Genomic DNA, 26,078 nt, shown 5'->3' with positions numbered 1-26,078 from the left:
TAATTTATACTAATATCTTATTTTCAGTTTTAAGCGCATTAACAAAAGATTGAATATCATTCATAAATTCTCCAAATTGACTAAAATCCATTTGCTGCTTAGAATCTGATAATGCATTAGATGGATCTGGATGTACTTCAGCCATAATCCCATCTGCGCCTACTGCTATAGCAGCCTTTGCAACAGGGGAAAGCAGATCTCTTCTACCTGTTGAGTGAGTTATATCTACAACAACTGGTAAATGAGTTTCTTGTTTTAAAATCGGTACAGCTGTAATATCCAGTGTATTACGGGTAGCTCTTCCATAAGTTCTTATTCCACGTTCACATAGGATAACATTTTCATTTCCTTGAGATAAAATGTACTCTGCAGCATATTTAAACTCTTCAATAGTTGCACATAATCCTCGCTTTAATAAGACTGGTTTATTGATTCTTCCAACAGCTTTTAATAACTCAAAATTCTGCATATTGCGAGCGCCAACTTGAATAACATCTATATAATCTAATGCAGGTTCAAGATGTTCAACACTTAAGATTTCACTTATTACACCTAGATTAAATTCCATTCCCACAGTCTTTAATATTTTTAATCCTTCAAGCCCTAATCCTTGAAAATCATAAGGAGAAGTACGAGGTTTATATGCACCTCCACGCATAAGTGTTAATCCCTTATTTACCATATTTTCAGCTACTGCTCTTACTTGTTCATAACTTTCAACAGCACATGGCCCCATAATAAAGTGTGGACATCCATCACCAATTCTTTCTCCCTTAATATTCACGATTGTATTTTTCAATTTCGCATCACGTGAAACTAAAAGAGCATTCTTCTTACTCAACTTTTCATCTTCAATAGCTTTCAGCATAGATCTGCCCCTTTCTTACAAATTAATAAATTTATTTTTGCTATAATACATTGAATATCATATTGTTATAAATCCTCTATAATAAAATTATCATTTCTCACTTATTTTTGTCTTGAATCTATAGTTAAGGACAATATTTAAAATTATTAAGGTTTCTCACTTAAATGGATTATAAAAATCATTTAATAGAGACATGGAACTTACATAACTCCTTTAATTACAATGCAATTCAAACAACTTTATTGTTCGTGAACATCGTTAATTGTATAAACTTCTCTTAGCTTAATGAAATGTGGCGCTACCTGCATACCCATCAACTAAAAAAATAAACTTTCCATAAACGATAAATACAAAACTTAAGAAATCTATAAGTATATTCTGCTCTAATATCTAAATTCAAATAATTGTTTCTTTAAACTTATGCTGTTTGCTCCACCTCTGTTTGATTTTTATTCACCGCTTTTATCTTAAAGTTAATCCTTCTCCCCTATTTCTGATATTTTTTATAAAGAAAAACATAAAACATTTACTAGCCAAGGAGAAGGATTCTAGCATAGTAATTCTTTTAAACGAAATTATATAAATTTAATCTAAATTGATTTCTACACGATACTTATCATCCTCACCAAACAACATTTCGCCAAATTTAATTGCTGTATCTTTCTGCATACTCGGCAAAAGATGACTATATGTATCCAAGGTAATCCTAACATCAGCATGCCCCAACCGTTCCGATACAATTTTAGGATTTACTCCTTGTAGTAACAACAATGTCGCATGAGTATGCCTCATATCGTGAAATCGAATTTTAGGGATATCCGCTTTTTTAATGATAGATTTAAAGACTCTACGAATATTACTTTTATGAGTAGGTGTACCAAATTCTGTACATACTACTAAATCTAAATTCTTATAAGAACTATTTTCTTCTCTTTCGCCACTTATAAATAGCCAGTGCCTTTTTAAGGATATAGCCGTTTCTTCTGGTAAATCAATTGTTCGTGAACCTGATTTTGTTTTCGTATAAGGCAACAACTCTTTCCCATCACTACTAAGTGTTTGAGTAATACGCACACATCTGTTTTCAAAATCTACATCTTTCCAACGAAGTCCCAGTATTTCCCCTTGTCTCATTCCTGTTGTTAAAGCTAGTAAAAATGCTATATAGTATCTTCCACTCTTTTTAGCATACTTCAAGAACTGCCTTACCTCTTCTACATTCCATACTGTTATCTCTTTCTTTACTGCTTTTGGCCGATCTACAAGAGCAGCAGGATTACGAGCTATTAGTCCCCATCTTTCAGCTTTTTTCAATGAATCGTTGATTAACGTATGTACTTTTTGAATATTTTCATCCGACAAAGCTTTTTCTTTCGTTAGCTTGTTGTATAATCCTTGTATTATCATCGGACTAAGTTTCGTTAATTCCACATCCCCTATTGCTGGAATAATGTGTTTCTCAACAATCCATCTATACGTATTCAAAGTTTGCTTCTTAACCTTTGTCATTTTATCTTCTAAAAATCGCTCTAACAAATATTCTTTATAGAGAATTTTATTTGGCTGTATATATGTTCCCAATGTTAGTGATTGTTCTAACTCTAACATTGCTTTGTGCGCTTCTTGCTTTGTTTTAAATCCTCTCTTTTTAAATTGTCTTGGTTTACCGTCTTCTTTTTTTCCATGTGTTAAAATAAAATACCATTTCTTTGTATTTTGATCTTTCTTTACTGTTCTGCCTGCCATTATCTTCACTCTCCTAAATGTACAAGTAAAAAAGCAGCGACAATTTCATCGCTGCTTGAAAGGTTAATAACTATTTCCCATGTACTCTTCTATTTTCATGTTCACTTTAGAAAGCACATATTGTTGAATACACACCTTAGGAATTCGATACGACTTTCCAATTTTAAATGATTTAACTTTTCCTGATTGTAATAATTCGTATGCTTTATTTCGTCCAATGTCTAACATTTCCATTAAATCTTCTAAGTGTACAACATCATCATAATTCTCAAACACAGCCAATCACCTCTTTTCTTAACGTTCAAACTTATAATATATATCTAGAAAATGTATCTTTACTTAAATGTTTATGGAAAATCAAATGTGATTATCTCTCGTTATTTCATATTAAAAAGCTTTATCCAATGTATTTTTGGAAACATCTTTATTCCTTATTTCCTTTCTAAAATTACCCAAATGTATAACCGTAATGTCACCATTTGGATCATTTTTCTCTATAAATTTTCTTAGTTTCTTTGAATTCCCATAATATAACCACAATTTATTTTCGGTATGAACTGCTTTCAATTTAGCAATCGATTTTTTACGCAAACCTCCATCAATTGATATTGCCCATTCAATATGTCCCAACTCATTCATCCATATCACGTCAATATAACCACTTTTGTTCACAGCATAGTTTTCCAGTTTCATCCTTGCTCCTTCATATCCGAATTTTCTTCCTAACCCGATCACATAATTACATAACTTCCTATTCAATTCGTCACTGTTTTTCACATCTTTTAACAGTACATTTATTCGCTTAACTACCATATTTTTAATATATAAAACATCAATCGTATTCAATTTAATCACCTCGTCGTATTTTATGGCTTATTAAAAACAAAAAAAGAGATGTTTTTTCTACAAAGCGTAGCAACCATCTCTTTATCACTCTCATTATTGTGCAGCTTTCAAAGAATTTTTTTCTAGCCTTTGTAAGCCTTTATTCATCCACTATAATGTTACACTATTTGTTTTAATAATTTTGCCTGTTCCGTCCATCTCATATTCCCTCATTTTACAAGAAATTAAAACAGCGACTATTCCTCTCCGTTTATTAACCCAAAGATATTCATTTTGTTACTTATATTCTTCTATCTGAATTTTCACTTTAGCAAGAACATACTCTAGTAATTCGTATGCCTTGTTTCTTTCTATATCTAATATTTCTATCTACTCTTCAACAGTAACTACATCATCATAATTTTAAACCATATGTTACACCTACTCCCTTTCTTCAAATTCCAACGTTGTAATGTATAGCTGAAATATTTTAATTCACTATTACTCTATTGTTTATGGTTAATTATTTTTTATTATGTTGTATCCTTCTTCTTTATTTTGTTTTATATTTTATGTAACGAAATAAATGAAAATATGAACAAAATAATCGAAAAACTTCATATTTTCACATATTTTTTAATAAAAGGAGATAAATTTAATGAATCGAAATCAATTAAAACTTTTAAACCTTCCCATTTCCTTCAAAAAAACGCTTGCTGATAATGAATACGAAATAAGCGAAGAGGGTGATTTACTCGTTACTAAAAACGGAAAACAAAATAAAGTTTGCAATTTTTTACCGATTCTAACTCACATTGTTTGTAAAGAATCGAATGATTCTTACGAAGGATATAAGTATATTTTTGAAGGCGTTATAAAAGGAGAAGAAAGACTCCCGAGAATTGAGATTTTGACGAAAAACCTCAATAACAAAAAATGGATAGAAAATTGGAATCCCTTCTGTAAGATATATTCCAAAAAACAAGAAAATTTCGAGTTAATATTAGACCTTGTGTACCTTCTTTCAAAGCAAGCAAATAAATCAATAGAATTCGATTCAATTGGTTGGAACGTCTATAACAATAAATGGGTATACCTATATTCAAACGGATCGTATCCATCTACACTAGAAAATAAATTACAAACCCAGACATCGGTACAAGGATTTGATCTGTTAGCTAATCCGAATCTCTCCGAGGAAGAGGCATTCAAACACACTTTGGAAATGCTCGATCTATGTGACCATAAACTTACTTACTCACTTTTATGTTTCCTGTTAACCTCATTGCTTACGACACCTTTAACCCAGACTAAAGATCTAAGCACTAATTTTTCTCTGTGGATTTACGGTAGGTCTGGAACTGGGAAAACAAGTATAGCAGAGTTATTTTCTAAAGTATTCGATAAAACAAATATGTTACGTGTCGATGCATTTAAAAATACTATAAAAAAAGCTAGTTTAGCTTATAAAGATTGTGTGTTGATTTTGGATGATTTTGGTACATCTAAAAATAAAAATGACGAAAGCAATACGATGGCAAAGGTTGAAAGTATAATTCGCGCTCTAAGTGATAAATCCAATTCCTTAGATAGCGAAGTGGTTCCTAAGGGCATGGTATTATTTACTGGTGAAAAGTTTATAGATATGAACGAAAAGAATCATTCAACCGCAGCAAGACTCATACGCGTTAAAATGGACAATATTTTCAATTCCACTGAAAATAATTTTGAAAAAGAACGAGTAGAAAAATTTACAAAGTACAAAAATGGTCTTTACTTGCAAACAAGTATAAAGAATTACTTAAGATGGTTGGCAGCTAAGCTGAATAACAATTTATTAGACGATTATCATTACGATTTTGTTAAATTGAGAAGAGAATTAGATGTAACTGTACACGCTCGAGTAGTTGATAGTATCACTCACATGATTATAGCTTTTAATTTCTATATGACTTATGGAAAGGAGATGGGGTTTATTACACCAGAGCAATATATAGAACACTGTAACAAAGCTCGAGAAATACTAATGACAGTATTAATAGAACAAAAAAAGGTTGTTCTTCCTCCTCTTGTTGAGCAATTTATAGATGTGCTAAAAAAATTACTGATAGAAGAAAAGATTAAGGTTATTGACACAATGGATCCTATTTATGGAGCAAAATTAAATAACGATCGAAACATCTATGGTATATTGGACACGAATAAAAACAGTTTAAAGCTTCAATGGGCTTCAGTACTACAATTTATGGATGATTATTTACGCAGGCAGGAAAACTTCGTCCCTCTGTTCAATCATCAAAGTAAGACATTAGGAAAATTATTATCGTCACTTGGTTATATTAGGGTTCAAACATATCAAAATACTAACAATGTAACAAAACCATATCAAATAATTTCTGATAATAAGGAAGGCAAAGGTAGGGTAATCGATTTTTATGCAGATAAAATACCTGAAATTACGGATATTGTACAACAATTAAATCCAAAATTGGATTTAGACGCTTCTGCTTATGATACAGAAGTTTATGATAGACAAAATTATAAGAGAGGAAAAAGGAAAAAGGGACTCACCTTCATTCTCAATGGGGAAGAAATTAACTTTAAACGATGATCTTTACGTAACTGATTCTCCTTCCTATGAATATTTTTAAAATATCTAATGGAGAGTTGGTTCTAAAATAGGATGGCTATTTTCAAAACCAATGAGCTTAAGGAATATCCCAATCTTCAACCTAAACATGTACTCACGTATCCATCAACAATAAGTGGAAAAATAAAATCATTCTATGATAGAAACAGTCAAAAACACTATTTACTTTTTTAATTGTTCTATAACATTACTTTGACTTAAATAATATACCCCCTCCGCTAAGCATGTCTGTACGATACGACATACCGCGATTATTGGGGTTTGAGTGAGGTATTGTTATATGATTGATATGATGTATATAAGTTATAAACTGACGAAATCCGAGTATAATAACATCTTTAAACAATTGCAAGCTTATTTAAAAAAGTATAAAACTTCTCACCAACTTCGCAAGGATTCTGTGGATAAGGGTGCTTACATTTCTAACGCACTATCCAGATATGGATTTCAGGAAATCCGACTAAGGAGTAATAAGTGGGGATACAGATCTATTGAAATTAGATTACGCCCTCAATTATTGATCGACCCCAATGGTTATTATAGAGTGACAAAATTATCAGAATTTAAAACCGTTCAAACTCATTTTAATTATGTGCTTAAAGATATATTATCATTACACGTTCCCGATTTCTTTGAATGGAAAGCGAAGAGAATTGAAGCAGCACTAGATTTGAATGTTGATGAAAATTTAATACCTAAATATTTGTTCTTATTCAAAAAGGGAAATATACCTGACTATTTTCTTGACAATAAACAAAATCAAAAATATTGGAATTCTAAAACTAATGTGTACTTGATGTCTGCGCGTAAAACAGTCAACTGGTATAACAGATATGAGACTCTACTACTTAAAGAAGCGCAAAAAAATAAGAACTTTTTAGATTTTTCAGAGACTAAGGGGATTTTACGCTTCGAGACCCAAGTCAGAGACAGCGATGAATTTGTCATTGATGTATTGAATCAGCAACGTTGCAAAAAGGAAATTATGAAGTTTTATAAGCACATTGTGGGAAAAGGTGACTATTACACATTGGAGAATGCTATAGAACTAGTAAATCAAAAGGTAGACACTGGACATATGCAAATGTCATTAAAAATGATATTGAGATTGATTGATAAATGCGGCAGTATTGTTATGGCAAAGAATAGCTATATACAAGGAAAGGATATTCATAAGGCAGCAGATACGTTTAGTAAACGAATTAATCTATTAAGAAATCTAGGAATAAATCCAGTTACATTACCGTCAGATTGGGAGATTTCCTATCTCGAAAACTTACATGATAAAATTGAGGAGAGATTAGATGAAGAAGAAACATCTTGTATTTCACTCTAATCACTCCTCTCTAATAAAAGACGATATCATTCATGAAGGAAATAAAAATCACTAGAAAAACAATCGTTATTTTAGTTCTTTCTAAATGCTCATTTTTTACTCTTTCGTGCTGTTATCGTCTACTTTTCCATTATTATATTTTTCATGTTTTCAAAATAAAGTCTAATGTTAGAATTAGTTTTTCACTCGTAATTACAGAAAACACATTTATAACATGTCTATTCACTTATCTTTCGTACCAATTATGTGTAGAATAATTTTTAACACTTCAATTGCAACCTCACTTGGTTTAGAACACATCCTGTTCACCTCCACTTTTAATGTTGTATCTTATTAATAATCTGATGGTAAAAGCATAGTTGCATATTTCCCATTATCTATCACCCATACTTTACAAGTAACCACCTCCTTAGAATCTAACTTAAATTTGTACTCTAATTGCACTGGCGGATACTTCTGTGTATTACAGACAAGTTGATGTTCATGATCTGATCGCAACTCAAATACTTGCAAGTAGTCCAGTCGATCACCAGCAGCTTTTCGACAATCAATAATAAGCCATAAAAATTGTTGTAATTCTAGTGGAATTATATTCTGTACGGCTGTTGTAACATAACGCCTCTGATTTACATCAAACATATATATCCTTCCTTCTTTTTTAATAACATAAGCAAGTTATATTTCTTCTTACATATGCCCTTTTTCTTTCAGTGAAATAAAACTCTCCTCACAAACAATAAGGTGATCTAACACATCTATACCTACAACTTTTCCAGCTTCAGCAAGCCGTTTTGTTACTTCAAGATCTTCTCTGCTTGGAGTGGGATCATTACTAGGATGATTATGCGCAACAATAATTGAAGCTGCATTTGAAATAATTGCTGGCTTCAGCACCTCCCTTGGATGTACGATACTAGAATTTAAACTACCAATATGACAAATATTGATAGCAGTGGGCTGATTTTTAGTATCAAGGCAAAGTACAATAAAATACTCTCGATCAGCCCCCTCTAAAAATTGCTTAAACAAAGAACTTGCATCTTGTGGAGATTTAATTCTTCTTTCTTTATAAAGAAGACTACTTTCTTTGACCATTTTTAGTGTGACGATGTCCACTCGTTTTGCTGGTTGATTCATACCAACAGACGATTCTAATACTCCTTGCTTTCCTGCTCTACTCTCACGATATACCATTTTTTATTCCTCCAGTCATAAGAAAAAGGGCTGCTCTTCATCTGAAAAGCAACCCTTTTTCTATTAATTCATATAAATAATATATATTTATTAAATTGGAGTTTACCGTATACTTGTTATCTTCTCTGTAATCCTTACAATGGGTTTCAAGGAGGAAGTGTCCGCATGACAAATAAGAAATTTAATGAAGAGTTAAAAAAAATGGTTGTTGAATTATATCATTCAGGACAACCTGTCAAACAATTAAGCAGCGAGTATGGCGTATCAGAAGTAACCGTTTATACATGGATTAAAATATATTCTCCCATCACATCAGTTGATGAAGATGAAATAACACTAGAAGATCTAAAACGAATGAAAAAAAGAAATGCTTCGTCTAAAAGAAGAAAATGAAATTTTTAAAAGGGCTATGGCCATATTCGCGAGAAAATAAAAGATACAAAATTACATCAATTTATTGATTGTCAAAAAGAAACGCACTCTGTTCATATGATGTGCCAAACTCTTGGGATAGTGAGAAGTTCTTACTATCAATCTCAGCACAAAACAGAGTCAAAGTGTAGTCGTGAAAATAAAGAATTAACCCAAAAAATTAAACAAATTCATCAAGATAGCGAAAAGCGTTACGGTGCACCTAAGATTCATCAAACACTATTAGAACAAGGTGTACAAGTCAGTATAAAGCGTGTACAACGGCTCATGAAAAAAGAAAGTATTCGTTCCATTATCTTGGAAAAATACAAACCACATTCATCAAAATCAACTGTAGAAGAACGGACAAATCTATTAGAACAGGACTTCTCTACAACAACAATAAATGAAAAATGAGTAGCGGATATTACCTATATTCACACGCAAAAAGATGGTTGGTGTTACCTTGCATCTGTGATGGATTTGTATTCAAAAAAAATTGTTGGATATTCATTTTCACGAAATATGACAACAAATCTCGTGGTAAAAGCGTTAGAAAACGCTTACTATACACAGAAACCATCAGAAGGCTTCATTCTACATACTGACTTAGGAACTCAATATACAAGTCAGGAATTTCAAACCTTACTCGCGAGTTATAAAATCAAACCTTCTTTCAGTAAGAAAGGTTGTCCGTATGATAACGCTTGTATCGAGTCATTTCATGCCATTTTAAAGAAAGAAGAAGTATATCGTACAAAATATGTCACATTTGAACAAGCAAACTTAGCATTATTTCAATACATCGAGGGATGATATAACCACAAGAGGATTCATAGTAGCATTGGTTATAAAACTCCCCAATCAATAGAAGATTTAACTAAAAAAGTAGCTTAGATTTAACTTTTTTGTGTCCAAAATATTGACTCAAATCCAGGTTTTAGATATGCCATTATTAGATACAACAAAATATAAAGATAGTTTAGGCAGCTTAATTACAGATCTAGTTTTACAAATATTGTCCTGGCTTGCAGAAGAAGAACGCTTAAAGATAAAAACTCGACAAAAGCAAGGAATTGAATTAGCAAGAAAAGAAGGTAGACTCTTAGGAAGAAAGCCAAAAGAGATTCCAGAAGAATTTTATGAAGCGTACGTTTATGGAGAGTTGATAATATTACAGCAATACAAGCAATGAAAATGTGTAATATGAAAAAGACCCGTTTTTATCGAGTAGGTAAGGACTATGAAGCAACTTTTTCAAAAGCAAGAGAAAATAAAATACATTGATATAAACAATAAAAAACCACTCAAACGATTGCTGTCGTTAAAAGTGGCTGCAATATATAGCATAACATAATTGTGTTTAGATCTAATCTAATAATGAAAAGTTCATTTCATCAATTAGCTCCACTAAGGTAATGCCCGAGATATCAGAGTATGACTTAATCTGCGCCCACATATCCCAAAGATTATACTGTGCAAATTCGGCAACAGGTATTCCGTAGTCATCTTCATATGGTTCTGTAATTAAGTCATATTTAATTAAAGTCCGTGCATGCTCGGCTATGCGGTTATGGCTGAGCCCCGTTACTTGCGACATTTCTACTAAATTGATTACCGAGCCCTCTGCCCTTTTAACCATTATGCCAAAAAGTGATCGAGTATCTGGTGATAAAACTCTTAATATATCAATTAACTTATTGAATAGAGGTACAACTTCCAAAAGATCTTCTATGCTGTTTCCCCAGTCTAAAACTTGGTTCATATTCACTAATGAAGTGCAATATTCATATTCTTGTTGTTCGGTTTTATCAGCAATTGAGCTTAATAACTTATCTGCTACATCACCATATCTTTGTTCATGCGCTTTTTTTATTGCTTTTATACGTTCTACTGGGAATTTTTCTACATCATTTGTTTCAAGATGATGCTCATGGCATAATAGTATTAAATTGCTAAAGGTTCTCCGGTCTTCATTAGTTTGATTGGAATTAAACCTTTCTCCGCCTTCCATAGCTGCTTCTATATGGCATATCTCTCCAATCAGTAATCCCTTATCGTTTAAGATTGACCGATGACAATCAGGAAAAGCGCATTGGTTACCAGATTTTAAATATAATTCTCTCAAAACTTCTTTTTTAGGTGTTAATCTTTTAACTTCTTCCATTTAATCTACTCCCTTTTATAATTTATGTATTCCGTAATTTGTTCTAAGTGCAATTATAATTCATACCAATATTTTCTAATATGAGTATGTGATCAAATATAGTCAAAGTCAAATTATTTACTTTTCATTTTAAAATAGAACATCGCATATACATAATGTACCTGCGGTGTTCTATGTATAGGTAAGTATTTTCCTATCTTTTAATGCTTTCTGCGGTACAACCACTTCCAGATGAGAGGGTAATTGTTTATTTGAAATAAAGTTGTACCGTTTCATTCCTTTTCAATTAAAGAATTTAAATGATTTTTAAATAAAATACGGGTTTGCGAGGTATTTCTGATCAAACTTTATTTTAAAGCTACATAAAGGTAGCGGTAAAGGTGACGTCCGATTATCTTCATTAGTGCAATAAAAAAATGAAAAACTCTATTTTTATTAGAGCTTTTCATTCATCATCTTTAATTCACTTTAAACTTAGGATAACATTTAAAATTGAACTTTTTAATCATCTATTCTAGACTGTGCTCTCATATTTCTAATAGCTTTAACTAATTCTCTTTGTTCAGGCTCAACCTCATTCCATTTTTTCCAAAAATCAACTGTATTACTTTCTGGTTTCAATTTAGGTTCATGTAATTTAATTCTATTCGGCAACAAAATTGCATCTCCTAAAATAAGAGCTTCTCCAACATCTAATATAGGTAAACAATCAGTCACACCTTTTAGAGAATCCGGCACTAAGTTTTTAACGACACCCTGATCTCGATCATTTGTTAAGCGTAACACAATAAAATTATTACATTGACTCAATATTGTTCTACTTACATCTGATGGCCTTTGACTTACAACAAATAAAGAAACTCCATATTTACGCCCCTCTTTTGCAATTCTCTCAAAGTTATAAAGAGCTTGTTTTTGAACTGAATCAGCATCATCTTTTACCGGTAAATATAGATGCGCCTCATCGCAAAGTAAAGTAAAAGGAGTCCTTTTATTATTTTTCATCCAAAATTGAACATCATATAATATTCTCGCTAATGTACCTGTAACAATGGGCAAGATATCAGACGGAACTTCAGAGAAATCAATAATCTTTATTCCTTTACTATCCTTGTTCATACAGAGTAATTTTGAAATAAAGGTATTTAACCAATCATAGGTATTACATTCTTCTTTAGGATTATATAAAAATGCATATCTTTTATCTTCAACCTTAGTCTCTAATCTTGAAATAAAACGTGTAAGCTTTCCGTTCCAATCTCCTTTTACTTCCCTGTTATTGGCACCTAGTTTCATACCTATATCATCTTCCTTAAGCAATGCTATTAATTCGATTATCGAATAAGGGATAGGCGAATCTACTGTAAATGATTTTTTTACATTTTCATCATCTTCTTTTTCTATACTAGCTAATTTTAAAGTTTTTAAATGAGCCGTAAATCTGGAAGATTGATTTGGAGCATTGCTGTCACTTCTATCCAAGATAGTTGATAGTATCTCTTCACGGTTTAACAACCAAAACGGTAAATATATTAAATTGGGATCTTCGCTATCTAAGTCACCAGCACCAGCTATTTTAAATCCTTCTGCAATTTTACTTTCTTTCCTTGTTAACGAAGAATACTCTCCATGCATATCAAAAACAATTATATTAGGATATTTTAATTCACTTGCTTTCTCAAGAATTGTTGCTACACACCAACTTTTCCCTGAACCTGTACTTCCAAGAATACTGGCATGTCTCTGAAAAAGCTTATCACCATCTAGTATTGCTAGAGAATTTGTATCGTTTGCAAAATTTCCAACTATAAGTTTCTGACTTTGTTCAACTTCTTTATCTAAAATATTCATAAAACGTTGCAAATTATCACCATTCACTAAATAACATTCACCGTCAACATTTGGAAAAAGGTTTACCCCCCTCTTGAAAACATTACGTTTGGTGCCATCCACACTTTTGAATGTTCCGATCAGAGTAGCTCTAATTAAATCATTTGTGCTTGTTTCCATATCCTCCTCTTCTATTTCATCCATAACTATCATTTCAAGCTGAGAACGTGTAACCTTCTCTATTAGGCATATCAATAATTCATGTTCAAAATTACCTTTTACAGCCATTATGTGGCCGATGCTTAATTTGGTCATAATTTCAGGGTTATCCACATTAACAATAATGTTAGATGTGTCAACACTAATAATCTTTCCTACCTTATTTTCAGTTGTTAAATTCAAAATTGTAGTTTCCATATTAAAACACCGCCTCATTTAATTTTTCAATATCCCACAAGTGAACTCCGTTTATTCGGTAAATATTGTTTTTATAAAGAATTTCAGTTCCTGAAATTTCTTCACTTTTAAAGTATGAAAGAGCGATTATATTTCCTTTACCTTCAATAATTTTTTTTGTATTGTCACTCAAACTTCTTGTCAATACTAGAGTTGGAATACCATTCAAAATCCGTTGTTTTAAATGTGTTTCTAAATGTTCATCATTGAAACCATATCCAATAATAATAAATTTTGAAGCTGTATCAATAGCTGAATTTGCTTTTGCCCTATGGATATCAAAAGGAGTATCATACCCATTTCTATATTTATTTGCGCCTGGCGTTATGATTAGCCTTTCAATATTTAAATCAAAGGCTGAGTTAATAGGTTTACCGTTAGACCAATACCAATTTAGACATCCATGTGGCTTGTATATTAAAACTTTTTTAGTAAAAACTTTTCTCACTATTTTCCCGTTTCTTTCTATTCTTTCGCAAAAACTCATCTGGCTCTTTTTCTCATTTAATTCTGAGATGTTTTTTCCGTAAAATAAATTATCCACTGGTATACCTTCAACTTCACATGCAATCTCTATTAATCTATCGTAATTAGTGCATATTACAACCAATCCAGTTTCCGGTATTCTAAACCTTTTGATAAAGCTCGAAAAACGCAATCTTTTCTCACCAATAATCGTCTTATGTATCACTTGACGTTCCTCTTCTTTTATATAATTTGTGGTGATTTTACGTATCGCTACTTCTATATCTTCGTTAGGCGGATATTTTAACAGTGTTGCCTCCAAATTTGCATCGTCTTTAATCAGACCCTCGTTATTTAGTAAATCATTTTTTATATTATCCCATTTCTTCTGGCTGTTTTCTTGAAGTTCTTCTGGTACCTTTTTTATTAGCTCGGCGGCTAACCCCCACATTCCAGGCAATCCTTCTGCGCATGAAAGTCCAGATCCTACAACTAAGACTGTATTACTGCTAAAAAAAGATTGTACTTCTCTATAAAATTGGTCTTTTAAACTATCATCCATTAGTCCAACCTCTCCTATTTAAAAAACTTAAATATTTTGACGATTTGTAAATATTATACATTAATGTTTACTCTTATAAAAAAGTTTGATCAAAACCCATTTAGAATTCTTTGATTGTAGAGATAAAGCATCGCAACTTCATTAAAAACTTCGCATCTTTCTTACAAACATCATAACTTTACTTTAAGACCACATACGCCTATATCTAAGATAACTGAGCAACCTTAGATACAGGCTATTTTTTCAAAAACTCCTTCTCGACCTAACTCCTTTGTTAGTGTAATTAAAGGTATTATTTTTAAAACCAATATGTAAATTCACAAAATCATTTTGTTGAATTTAGAAAGTGCAATTGTTTGAATATTCATCTGTTCCGCCTTTTCTAAAAGTACATAGTCACCTTCATCAGCATAAATAATTAAATCAACCTTGTATCCATTCGAGCCTTTGTTTATTCCCCTAACCTCCATATAATTCAGAAGAACTCTCTCTACTTGAGATTGAATCCTAGTTGGCATACATGCAATATTAACAATTTTATCTTTAAATTCTTCTCGTTTCTGGAATGACGTATTTGAACCTTCAATGGAACTATTTTGAATTGGAATTTGATTTCTTTCAATCGAAACATTATTTAAGTTAATGTCCTCTGAGACAGCATCAAGGAACCATACATCCGTCCGAACTTCAATATCTAACTCTCTTGCTTTATCCAATTTACTTCCAGGACCTTCACCACAAATCAAATAATCCGTTTTTGAAGATACGCTTCCAGTTACTTTTGCCCCACACTTTGATGCAATCTCCTTCATAAGGGTTCTAGGAAATGGGCTCGCTCCTGTGAAAACAATTGTCTTCCCTTGAAAAATAGTGCTTTCTCCTTCTATTCTTGCAATGGATTCAACGAAATGATTTAACTGTTTCGGTTTCACTTTATACAGAGGTATCCAAGTAGTAGGAGTTGCTCGTTTAATAACTTCAAAAAGTGCTTTTACATCATCTAAGGCAATATGATTCAGTGGTTGATCTAATTCATAAAATGATACTAAGTACCCTAAAGAATAAGAGAATAAATTAGGATTAGCGTATTTAATAGCTCGAATTGAATCATAACATTCATACTCATCCTCTAACCATCCGTAATAAACCAAAAATTTTCTATCAAAAGATACGTTATGGGCAACAATTGGATAATCATATTGAGCCAATACACTCTTGAAGGACTCTTTTTTTGTGTAATCTTCAGAAATATCAGCATACCCTTCGCCCATACCCAAATGAATAGAAGACGGGTCTTCTATTTCAGCCAGATGCACTTCCTTAACAATTTCACCATTCTCCACAACAAGTAAAGCAACTTCCAGAATTCCTGAATCTACATCAAATCCTCCTGTTTCGATATCAACTAAAATCATATTTTCCATGATTCAACCCCCATAATTAAAAATCTATACTTGCTCCAAATTCTTCTCTTAAATAGGTTGTAACAAATTCTTTACTTTCGAAAACTTGAGGCATTTTTTCGCTTAAAAAGTGATAATGTTTGCTATATATACTTTTTCTGATAGTAAATGTCACGGAAGTGCTTTTCCCATCTTTGTTATCATATTTAATTGTGCCTTTATACACTGGAATATATTGATATTTCCCTATCTCTTTTCCATCCTTCATAACAATAATCAGAGCGTTATTTTTAATATTATTAAAATCCAGTTTATGAGAATCATATAGTCCAATAAAACTCCAGTTTTTTTTGTTATTATTAAAAAAAGACATTAACATCTTTTCGTTATTAAAACCCATTACATAAACTTTATCCCTATCAATAGTTAAAATACCACTTTCCAATTCATTAATTCTTTCCTGCAACATAATAGTTCCCCCTTTACAGATATATGTACATTCGATACTAAAATTTAAAATTGTAAAGTTAATATAATTTTCATCTTTAAAAAATTCTATAACTATCTAACGAATATAGTGTTCAAAGAAAAATCTTTATATGAGGATTTTGTTATATAGAATTAAAAAACTGACTTAAAAGTTCCTATTACTAATATTTCCGGACCATATCTGAAAAACTATTAATTTAAGAATGAGTCCTGCTTAGCCATTTTCTTCTTTCTACTACAATGTATTCTCCCATGTTTTTATTATAAAACTAGCTTACTATTTTTTCCTTTTAATTATACCAAATTAATACTTTATTTAGGAGTTTTCGACAAAAAAGACTTCTTCTCAAGATATATATAACCTATATATTCTTTTGGTGCCTCAAGAATGGAATTCAACCTCCGCTATCATTAATTAGGATGTATTACACGTTCTTATAAAGTGGTTTAACTTCCTTTATATAGGCTATTCTTATTGTAAGATATACAACAGTGGTATCTAACAATGCAGTATCTACACTTTAATACAAAACTCATTTTGCCCTTATAATGATTCATTAAAAACTGGTCAAGATTCTGGTCAAGAAATTTCATTTTTCTACGTTACAGGATTTGCACAAGAAAATATAGAATACCTTGTAAACCCTTGATACTACTAACTTTACGCTCGATATTATCGAAACGTAAAATATACGTTTCTTATCTTGACAGGGTGGAGGTCGCTGGTTCGAACCCCGTCGGGATCATAAGTACAAAAACCGTGTCAAATTAAGGTTTGATACGGTTTTTATTTGCTTGCTTTCGCACTGTACAGAGCCAGTGGTCACATCCCCTACAAAATCTCTTCTATTTTGTTAACTGCAGCTTCTTGCATTGTTGGCAATACATGTGAGTAAGTGTCTAATGTGATTTTGATGTTACTATGTCCTAACCTCTCAGAAATCACCTTCACATTCACACCTTTAGCTAGTAGTGGAGTTGCATGCGGATGACGTAAATCATGAAACCTAATCTTTGGCACAGCTGCTTTCTGAATCAAAGCGTTTAAACTTCTTCTAACAGTAGCAGGATTAATTGGTGTTCCAGAAGGAGTACACACCACCAAGTCATTGTCTTGGTATTCCTACCTTGACTCAGCTTCTCTTTCAATACGACTACTCTATGTTTCTTTAGCTTTGCTATTGTTGATGCAGGTAGTAGTATCTTTCTTAAACTTGCTTTCGTCTTTCCTCCAAGCAAAAACGTCTTCCCGTCATGACTTAACGTTTGGATAATAGTCAAATCCCTTTTCTAAATCAACATCTTTCCACCGCAAGCCTAACCGCATTCCAGTCACAAGACCCATATAAAAGACAATAGAATATCTACTATCCTGTGCAGCTTTCAAAAACAACTGTACTTCCTGCTCGTTCCAAACCGTTAATTCTTCCTTATCAGCTTTAGGCAATTTAGTCTTAGCTGCAACATTTTTAGGAATTAGCTCTAAATCTATTAAGTTATGACACTTAAAGCGAAAAAAAGACCATCTATTGACAGTCCTGTTCTTGAGTAATTGAGTTTAGTTTCATTTTTTATTCTTTTTTATTGCTGTTCTGATACCTAATGCAACACATACAATTCCTATTATTTTCATTAGGGTGTTGCCTATGTCTCCAAGACTATTAACTGTTAAACTAATCAAAAAGCTTCCCAATAGAAAAAGAAATATACCAAATAATGTTTTCAATAAATTTAACACCTAAATTCTTTATAATATTTTCTAAATTTTACCATTCTCTTTAAGGATTGGATATTTTTATCTATTATCCTTCTTGTGCTAAACAGTTCCGTAGCACTTAGGTTATGACACCTTTTTTATGGAAACTATAAATCAAAACTCAACACATATGCGTGAGGCATGAGAGTAGCACAGGGTACGAGGATCTATATATTGGCTGGTCTAGTACTTACAAAATATACAGCATATTTTGTAAATATTTTATGGAAAAATTACCCACATTCGATATACTATTAAGTACGAAGGGGGTTTTTTGAAACTAGAAGAATTACCTTATTATAAAACTCATGAAACAAGCTAGTTTTATAAGGAAGTCATTATCTATATTGAATTGGAGGAATTAAAACGTATATGGAACAAAAGATACTTAAATTACTTAACGAAATATATCCAGTGAATGTTATTAAAGTCGAACCCGTAACAAATGAAATGTTTCGGTGTACTGCAGAACAAGGTAACTTCTTCGCTAGAATAACGAACTATAAAACATATGATGAACAGTTAGAAGAGGTTAAATATACAAACTTTTTATATAATGAAGGATTTGGTGTCCCGCCTGCCATTTCTTCTTTAAACGGTAATTTAGTAGAAAGGATAACACTTGATAAGAACGTTTTAACTGTTTTATATAATGCAGCTTCTGGTGTACACTTACCAAGAAGTCAATGGAACGCCGATGTATTAAAAGAATTAGGTCGGCAAATTGGTAGATTACATCGTTTATCAAAGAAATTTGAAAGTATAACGCCGACTAAATATATCAACGATTGGCATGATAACGAGGAATATGATTTTTATAAATATATCCCTAAAGAAGAAAGCACTATTAGAGAAATTGCACATAATGTTTTATCTACAATTAAAAATTTGCCAAAATGTCATTCAACATATGGTTTACTACACGGGGATTTATGGCTAGAAAACATATTAGTAGATAGTGATTCGAAATTGACAATGGTTGATTTTCAAGATTGTGAAAAACATTATTATATATTTGATTTAGCTGTTCCAATATATAGTGCGTTGGAATATTCGTTTGTAGGGAACGGCAACATAGTTGACTATGGGCGTTCTATTACGAAAGCAATAATCGACGGATATCAAGAGGAAAATGATATATCTCCAGAGATGTTAGAGAAACTTTCTCTATTTATTAAATTAAAGGAAATATTCGAATATAACTTAATGCATATGTACTGGAATAAGGAGAGGTTAACTGAAGAACAAATACGAATAATGAACCACTTTAGAATAAGGATTGAACACAATTACTCTATTCTGAATATTTAACCATTTAAGGAGATTAAAATGAAAAAGCATGTTTTATATCTATCCATGTCGCTCACTATTGTATTTATGTCTGCTTGTTCACATGATACACAATCTAATGAAGCAAACGATGCACGATATGATAAATTAAATGATGTACAATCTATTAAGGATGTTACTATTAAAATTCCAGAAAATATATTCGACTCTCAAAAAAAGAATGAAAATATTAATGAAGATGAAATGAAACAAAGTATAAAAAATTATTTAGATTATAGTTGGGAGTTATCTGAAAATATCGTTCCACTTTCTTCAACAATTTCTGATGAGAATGCTACTGAATCCGATCGAGAAAAATTACAAAAACTAATGGATCTAGCGAAAAAAAATGATACAAATTTCCATGATTTTATTAGTAATAATAATATACCTGATGATTATCAAAAACCTTCAAAGGAAATCTATGAATATGTTTCATCTACTACGGCACTTTTATTAGAGATGCAACAGGAAATAGACAAACTCTCGCAAAATGGTAACTTGTTAAAGACAGATTTTTCTTTTACAAAGCGCTTTACTAAAGTTAATGGAAGGAAGCAAAAAGAAATCGAAAAGTTTTTGAACGAAAAAAATATTAAAACTACATATTTCAATCAACAATAATATATCCCCTTCAAAGTGGTCACTAAAAAAAGACTACTTTGAAGGGGATTTTTTGTGGAATGACTATTAAGCGAAATTTTAATCAGTGCCCCTCACTCATTCCATACAATTAACTTTTCTTTATCATCTCTTAGCTAATCCTCCACATTATTGTGAATAGGTAGAGAACACAAAGTGCAGAATGTTATTTCTCCTAATCCTGTATTACCTATACCTCTCTACGAACAACTTTAACTCTCCCATTCAAAAACATTAGTTTCGACAAGTTTCAAATTGCTTATTTTAGAATGTAACTTGATAAAAGTCGAATCGCAAAGGTTTTTCCATTATTTTGTAGAATATTATAAAAATTGTCTATTAAACCCATTTAACATAGAAAGGAAGTATTATATGAACCAATCTATTCAGCTCAAAAACGTTCAAAAACAATTTACAGGAGATGGCATTATAACGCCGGTATTACATCATTTAAACTTAACCATTGAAAAAAAGAAGTTTACTTCCATTGTTGGACCTTCAGGATCAGGGAAATCTACTTTATTAAGTTTAATTGGCACATTAGATCAACCAACAGCGGGGGAGATTTTGTATGGAGATCAAGACATTACAAAAATGAATGCGAAACAACTTGCTAATTTTCGTTTTGAGGAGATCGGTTTTATTTTCCAACAATTTTATTTGCTGCCGACGTTAACTGCGCTTGAAAATGTAATGGCTCCTTTGTTTTCACGAAGTGTTTCGTTTGCTAAGAAGGAACGTGCTATTCAATTGTTAGAACAAGTGGGCTTAGCTAATAAATTACATGCCTTACCGTCCCAATTATCTGGAGGACAACAACAGCGTGTTGCGATTGCTCGGGCATTAGTGAACGAACCGAGTTGGATTCTAGCTGATGAACCGACAGGAAATTTGGATACAGAGAACGGCAAAATTGTTTTCGAGTTGATCCAGCAGCTAAATAAAGTAAAAGGCTGTAGTGTATTATTTGTCACGCATGACTTAAGCTTAGCTGCGGAGGCGGATCGGGTGATTGAAATGAAAGATGGTTATATCATCCGTGACAGTCAGGGGGAAGTGCCGTGCTTCGCTTAATATGGAATAACTGGAAACGACAAAAAGAGCGCTTTCTTCTCTTGTTAATTGGTGTGCTTTTAATGAGTTCTGGATTGAATTATTTATTAGGGTTAACAGAGACGAATCAAGGAACAGTTGAAGAAACCTTAGGAAAAAAATGGTCGAGTGCGTATGATATTGTAGTACGTCCAGCTGGAACAAAGAACGACGTTCAAAATTTATTAGAACCAAACTATTTAAACGGAATTGCGGGCGGGATTACGCAGGCACAATATGAAACGATTCAAAAGATGCAAGAAATTGATGTGGCAGCTCCTATCGCGGTAATGGGTTATGGGTATATCGGAGCTGTGTGGGAAAATGAAAGTAATGAACCTAAGTTAGAACCAGGGATATATCGTGTCCGTACGAAGACGGCTCAAAATAATGGTTTACAACAAACTGTTATGAATGAATCGACGGACTATTGTATTCAAGGAAAAGAAACAACAGAGGTACAATTTACATGTGATAAGGTATATGATCGTGGAAAAGGATTCTCTGATCCGATGTTAATTGTCGGAATAGATCCTGAACAAGAAGCGAAACTTGTTGGCTTAGATAAAGTAACAGCTTCTCTACCTCAAAGTCGCTATTTTGATAAAGAAGATGCGCCAAAATTGTTAAGACGAACTGAAATGCAAGATCACATCGAGATTCCTATCATCGTAAACAAAGATAGCTTTAGCAATAATAAACAAACAACGACATTGGAAAAGTTGTCTCTTCCGTTTGAAACGAAAGAACAGCAACAAAAAACAATCGAACAAATAAAATCTGCCAAAGACAGAAAAGAAGATGATTCCTCTTTAGCACAAGCCAAAGGGAAACAAATTGAAGAAACCTCGACAACAAGTAAAGAAGTAGAAGAAGTATATTACAGTTCTATATTTGGAGTAAATCCAGAGACAGGATCAACGAGTCAAGTGGATTCAAAAAAGAATGCTAAGGTGTTCGAGGGATCTCATATCGTCTTTAAGCCAACACCGTTGTCTTACAAAGAAACAAAAAGTCCTTACCAAGAACAGTGGGAAAAGGCTTTTCAAATTGAAGAACACCCACTTAGTAAAATGCAAGACGATATGATAGATGGTTACATACCAAAGAGTGGATTTCGGGCAATAGAACTTGCTAAACATACGGTCGATACGAATAAAGAGCGTACGTTTCCTGCAATTATGTACCGAGTTGTTGGCTTTTATAATCCTAGTAAACTATCTGTTTCGAAGGATCCATTAAATGAGCTCCCACTTGAAACGTATCGGCCAGCCAAAGCAAGTTTAGTATTAGATGAGAATAGCCTCCCAATCAATCCTGCGCAGGACATTACAGGAATTGGTCACCCTGCTGGATTGCTCACGAATCCACCGAATATGCTGACGACGATTCAAGCAGCCCAAATGGTGATGGGTGATAGTGCTATTTCTACGATTCGCTTGAAAGTGAAAGGTGTTGAAAGTTTCAACGAAAGTTCGCAAAAAAAGCTAGAAGCAGTAGCAAAACAGATTGAAGAAGATACAGGACTTGTAACAGATATTACGCGCGGATCTTCACCGCAGCCTGTTCTAATAGAGGTAAAAAAAGAAGGAAAAACACTTGGATGGATGGAGCAACCTTGGATTAACTTAGGAGCTGCGATTACAATTTTAAAAGAAACAACCCTTGGATATTCTGGGGTATTGATTGTCTTAATTGGCGTTGCGATTTTGTATGTTCTAGCGACAAATATAGTTTCTTTGCTCGCAAGGCGCAAAGAAATGGCAGTATTGTTAGCCCTTGGCTGGCAAGCAAAGCATTTGATAAAGATGCTGTTTTTTGAATCTACAATTTTATGTAGTATTGTCATCCTAGTTTCTTGTGTTGTAGAAGGCGTCATGTATGTGCAAACGGGAACATTTCTGATTGGGAAGTTATTACTGATTGCAATTTGTAGTATATTAATTTACCTACTTGGCACCTTAATTCCAGCCTTTTTGTTAACAAAAATCACACCCTACGAGACGATGCGCCAAGGAGAAATTTCCACAAAAACAAAACGATGGATGCGTACAACGAACATATTCATGATGGTTGGAAATCAAGTATTGGCAAAATGGCAGCGAAATATATTATCTATTCTATCTATTGCATTACCGACGACACTACTCTCCTTTTACTTATTTGTAACCTTTCGTCTAAAGGGGATTCTATATACGTCATGGCTCGGTCAGTATGTAGCCATGAAGGTAGATAGCACGCATTATATTACGATGGGTATTGCAATTTGTGTAGCGGTTGTAACAACTGCTGAAATGCTGTGGCAAAATATTTCGGAGCGTAAACCAGAAATTTCAGTGTTAAAGTCAATTGGTTGGACGAACAGTTCAGTCCGACTTCTTGTCGTATTAGAAGGAGCCTTTCTTGGCTTTTTGGCAGGCTTGCTTGGTTTAGTGTTCTCTATCATCGGAGTTTATGCAATGTATGGCATTTTTCCACTAGAATCATTGCCAATGATGTCTATCACAATTATTATCCCAATTACGGTAGGGATGCTCGGTGCTCTTATTCCTGGAGAAGTAGCTGTGCGTGTAAAACCTTTTCTAGCAATGAAAAAAATATAAGTATTAATTTAACGATAATATCCTCTTTTTTTGCTATATATGCTACATGACTACTTTTGTCTCAAAGCCGACGTCGCTAACTATATCTACTATCACTGGTATAACTACTCTCAGCCTACTTTTACTCTGGAGCAGAACGTCGTAATTTTGTATCAAACCCAAACTTTAACCCTTTATAGATTTGATAAAACATTGATATAGTACTGTTTATCCTTTCATATCTGTTATAACCCTAAAAGATTATTAACTTTGACAGGGGGAAAAATGCTTTGAAAAAGAAATTTTTAATAATATTTTCTATAGTTATTACATTTTTTATTTTTCTTGTTGCAAAAGTATCTGCAAGTTCACCATTTGTTATAGGTAAAGAAAAAGCTGGTAGTTATCAATACACTGTAGTAAAAGAAGAAAACAATTTTACTTGGAAAATTGGTCATCGAGATAACTTATCTACTATCCAAGAAAATAGTGATAATACCGAAGACCTGGAACATTTTAGAATTGCTGTTGAAGATATTAATAAGCAAATATTTGAAATAATAATAACTGCATCATACCTGTTGTTTGTTGTTTTAACAGTACTAATTCTCTACAAGAAGAACAGACAAACGCTTAAAAGTGACGGTGCAATTTTTGCTATATTAATAGGTATATCATTATTTATTACGTTGAAAACTTCTATCGAACTAAATACCGCATTCCAAGATGCAAAATTTTATTATTCGGTGCTAACTAAATAATTTTATTAAAAAACGAACCTTTTTAACAAGAATGGGGGAATTATAGCTACCAATAAAAGAATTTAATAAGCAAAAAAGAACGCCCTTCTCGTTAATTGGCGTTCTTTTTTATTTTAACAATGAAAGAATTGAACAACAAAAATATTTGAAAAGTTATCTATTAAAACAATTACCAAGCTTCCACCTGCATTAATTACACTTCTAAGTCTACTTATTCATTGAAGAATATTGTCACATTCTCGTTCAAATACTCACTACTACTAATGTTCATAAATATGATATACATAATTAACTTTCACTAGACAAGCACACACTCACTTCCCTCTCAATCACATACAATGTAAAAGGTGAAAATAGGGAGGTGCATAATCATGCCAAAACCAGCCTATGGTTACGTTACTCTTGTTGGTAGCAATCCTATAGGAGTCAGATCAGGTGAAAACGTAAAGTTTAATAGAAACGGTCCATTAAATGATATAGTGTTTAATCCTCCTAGTGACACCTTATTCATTCCTAGATCAGGAGACTATAAAATCGAATTTATCTTATTAATTGATGGTCCTGCTTCTACTTCTGTATATGGTTTAATTTTAAATGATTCTTTAGTAGGTGGACGACTTACTAATTATGGAATACAAAGACAAGTTACTGGTGCGAGTCTGATGCTCACTGGACAAGCTATTATCCATATACCTAAACGTTCAACACTTCAACTTAGAAATATAGGATTAACTACTGATGTGTTATTACCAATTTTAAATGGACAGAAAGTTAATGCTGCATCATTAACTATTGAGAAGCTTAACTAATAAAATGTATTTGTTCAGCAGAATAAACGCTTAAAAAAGTGCTTCGTATTAAATATATAAAAGCGACAAAATAGCTATTATGTCGCTGGTTCGATGCCAGCCGGTATCATACGAAACAAAAAGCCTCAATCCTTTTATTTTAAATGGATTGGGGCTTTGTTCATTCCTGCTTCATTTTACACTCAATTCTCCTAGTTCATATTAGATTTAATCTACTTAATCTTTACTTTTCTGCGCAACTCAGTCTAATCTATCCAGATATAAATTATTAAAAATCAAGACTAAAACATTCCTGGAAAGCCACCCATACCCATACCTGGGGAACCTCCCATTCCCATGCCTGGGGAACCTCCCATTCCCATGCCTGGGAATCCTCCCATTCCCATACCTGGAAAACCTCCCATTCCCATGCCTGGAAAACCTCCCATTCCCATACCTGGGGAACCTCCCATTCCCATGCCCGGAAAACCTCCCATTCCCATGCCCGGAAAACCTCCCATTCCCATGCCTGGAAATCCCCCCATTCCCATACCTGGGGGACCTCCCACACCCATTCCTGGGGAACCTCCCATACCCATGCCTGGGGGACCTCCCACACCCATTCCTGGGGAGCCTCCCATTCCCATGCCCATTCCTGGGAAACCGATAATACGTTGAGAACCTAATTGCATATTTTCACCTACTTTTTCATAGTCTTTTACATGC

The 26,078-nt window shown here is 32.8% G+C and carries 19 protein-coding genes and 4 pseudogenes; 10 read left to right on the top strand and 13 right to left on the bottom strand.

Annotated features, from left to right (window positions below; translation table 11 throughout):
- Positions 1-4: 4 nt before the first annotated feature.
- From Q9306_RS03830 to Q9306_RS03815, 4 genes and pseudogenes are all read right to left on the bottom strand, one after another.
- A pseudogene (locus tag Q9306_RS03830) lies at positions 5-856 on the bottom strand (bifunctional 3-deoxy-7-phosphoheptulonate synthase/chorismate mutase); the annotation flags it as partial.
- A gap of 597 nt (positions 857-1,453) precedes the next feature.
- Positions 1,454-2,614 (bottom strand): site-specific integrase, encoded by a 1,161-nt coding sequence (locus tag Q9306_RS03825; protein ID WP_306195449.1) that lies wholly within the window; start codon positions 2,612-2,614, stop codon positions 1,454-1,456.
- 63 nt (positions 2,615-2,677) lie between these two features.
- Positions 2,678-2,890, bottom strand: coding sequence for a helix-turn-helix domain-containing protein (locus tag Q9306_RS03820; RefSeq protein WP_306195447.1), 213 nt, complete (start codon positions 2,888-2,890; stop codon positions 2,678-2,680).
- A 111-nt stretch (positions 2,891-3,001) separates the two neighbouring features.
- Entirely contained in the window at positions 3,002-3,460 is a 459-nt protein-coding gene (locus tag Q9306_RS03815) for a hypothetical protein (RefSeq protein WP_306195445.1), read from the bottom strand.
- Between the two features lie 637 nt (positions 3,461-4,097).
- On the opposite strand from Q9306_RS03815, the gene Q9306_RS03810 reads away from it, so the two are divergent.
- Both Q9306_RS03810 and Q9306_RS03805 read left to right on the top strand, forming a co-directional pair.
- Complete coding sequence (locus Q9306_RS03810) at positions 4,098-6,050, top strand: P-loop NTPase family protein (protein ID WP_306195443.1); 1,953 nt, start codon at positions 4,098-4,100, stop codon at positions 6,048-6,050.
- A gap of 319 nt (positions 6,051-6,369) precedes the next feature.
- A complete protein-coding gene (locus Q9306_RS03805) occupies positions 6,370-7,425 on the top strand; it encodes a hypothetical protein (protein ID WP_306195441.1) in 1,056 nt (351 codons plus the stop codon).
- 333 nt (positions 7,426-7,758) lie between these two features.
- On the opposite strand, the gene Q9306_RS03800 is transcribed toward Q9306_RS03805, so the two are convergent.
- A complete protein-coding gene (locus tag Q9306_RS03800) occupies positions 7,759-8,064 on the bottom strand; it encodes a DUF960 family protein (protein ID WP_306195439.1) in 306 nt (101 codons plus the stop codon).
- Between the two features lie 48 nt (positions 8,065-8,112).
- Entirely contained in the window at positions 8,113-8,619 is a 507-nt protein-coding gene (locus Q9306_RS03795; RefSeq protein WP_306195437.1) for a JAB domain-containing protein, read from the bottom strand.
- Between the two features lie 165 nt (positions 8,620-8,784).
- Here Q9306_RS03795 and Q9306_RS24550 point away from each other — a divergent pair.
- Both Q9306_RS24550 and Q9306_RS03775 read left to right on the top strand, forming a co-directional pair.
- Positions 8,785-9,927: pseudogene (locus Q9306_RS24550) on the top strand (IS3 family transposase).
- Positions 9,928-9,949: 22 nt separating this feature from the next.
- Positions 9,950-10,317, top strand: a pseudogene (locus Q9306_RS03775) (recombinase family protein); the annotation flags it as partial.
- An 82-nt stretch (positions 10,318-10,399) separates the two neighbouring features.
- Here Q9306_RS03775 and Q9306_RS03770 read toward each other — a convergent pair.
- The 6 genes and pseudogenes from Q9306_RS03770 to Q9306_RS03745 all read right to left on the bottom strand — a co-directional run.
- Positions 10,400-11,197: a hypothetical protein gene (locus Q9306_RS03770; RefSeq protein ID WP_306195431.1), complete on the bottom strand. Its 798-nt coding sequence runs from the start codon at positions 11,195-11,197 to the stop codon at positions 10,400-10,402.
- Between the two features lie 501 nt (positions 11,198-11,698).
- Positions 11,699-13,444: an ATP-binding protein gene (locus tag Q9306_RS03765; protein WP_306195429.1), complete on the bottom strand. Its 1,746-nt coding sequence runs from the start codon at positions 13,442-13,444 to the stop codon at positions 11,699-11,701.
- 1 nt (position 13,445) lies between these two features.
- On the bottom strand, positions 13,446-14,510 hold the full coding sequence (locus Q9306_RS03760; RefSeq protein ID WP_306195427.1) for an SIR2 family protein: 1,065 nt from the start codon (positions 14,508-14,510) through the stop codon (positions 13,446-13,448).
- Between the two features lie 317 nt (positions 14,511-14,827).
- Complete coding sequence (locus Q9306_RS03755; protein ID WP_306195425.1) at positions 14,828-15,934, bottom strand: 3'-5' exonuclease; 1,107 nt, start codon at positions 15,932-15,934, stop codon at positions 14,828-14,830.
- 16 nt (positions 15,935-15,950) lie between these two features.
- Positions 15,951-16,382, bottom strand: coding sequence for a hypothetical protein (locus tag Q9306_RS03750; RefSeq protein ID WP_306195423.1), 432 nt, complete (start codon positions 16,380-16,382; stop codon positions 15,951-15,953).
- An 852-nt stretch (positions 16,383-17,234) separates the two neighbouring features.
- Positions 17,235-17,897, bottom strand: a pseudogene (locus Q9306_RS03745) (site-specific integrase); the annotation flags it as partial.
- A 633-nt stretch (positions 17,898-18,530) separates the two neighbouring features.
- Here Q9306_RS03745 and Q9306_RS03740 point away from each other — a divergent pair.
- From Q9306_RS03740 to Q9306_RS03715, 6 genes are all read left to right on the top strand, one after another.
- On the top strand, positions 18,531-19,469 hold the full coding sequence (locus Q9306_RS03740) for a phosphotransferase enzyme family protein (protein WP_306195421.1): 939 nt from the start codon (positions 18,531-18,533) through the stop codon (positions 19,467-19,469).
- An 18-nt stretch (positions 19,470-19,487) separates the two neighbouring features.
- Entirely contained in the window at positions 19,488-20,111 is a 624-nt protein-coding gene (locus tag Q9306_RS03735; RefSeq protein WP_306195419.1) for an NDxxF motif lipoprotein, read from the top strand.
- A 390-nt stretch (positions 20,112-20,501) separates the two neighbouring features.
- Positions 20,502-21,203, top strand: coding sequence for an ABC transporter ATP-binding protein (locus Q9306_RS03730; RefSeq protein ID WP_306195417.1), 702 nt, complete (start codon positions 20,502-20,504; stop codon positions 21,201-21,203).
- A complete protein-coding gene (locus Q9306_RS03725) occupies positions 21,191-23,824 on the top strand; it encodes an ABC transporter permease (protein WP_306195415.1) in 2,634 nt (877 codons plus the stop codon). The genes Q9306_RS03730 and Q9306_RS03725 overlap by 13 nt, the downstream gene beginning before the upstream one ends.
- A gap of 269 nt (positions 23,825-24,093) precedes the next feature.
- Entirely contained in the window at positions 24,094-24,564 is a 471-nt protein-coding gene (locus Q9306_RS03720) for a hypothetical protein (protein ID WP_306195414.1), read from the top strand.
- A 371-nt stretch (positions 24,565-24,935) separates the two neighbouring features.
- The gene (locus Q9306_RS03715) at positions 24,936-25,373 is read left to right on the top strand and encodes a BclA C-terminal domain-containing protein (protein WP_306195412.1); all 438 of its coding nucleotides are present in this window, start codon (positions 24,936-24,938) and stop codon (positions 25,371-25,373) included.
- A 281-nt stretch (positions 25,374-25,654) separates the two neighbouring features.
- Here the strand turns inward: Q9306_RS03715 and Q9306_RS03710 are convergent, their stop codons facing one another.
- Positions 25,655-26,044, bottom strand: a complete 390-nt coding sequence (locus Q9306_RS03710; protein ID WP_306195410.1) for a hypothetical protein — start codon at positions 26,042-26,044, stop codon at positions 25,655-25,657.
- Between the last annotated feature and the right edge of the window lie 34 nt (positions 26,045-26,078).

The organism is Bacillus multifaciens (assembly GCF_030756675.1).
Lineage (GTDB): Bacteria > Bacillota > Bacilli > Bacillales > Bacillaceae_G > Bacillus_A > Bacillus_A multifaciens.
This window is presented reverse-complemented; position numbering and strand designations above follow the sequence as displayed.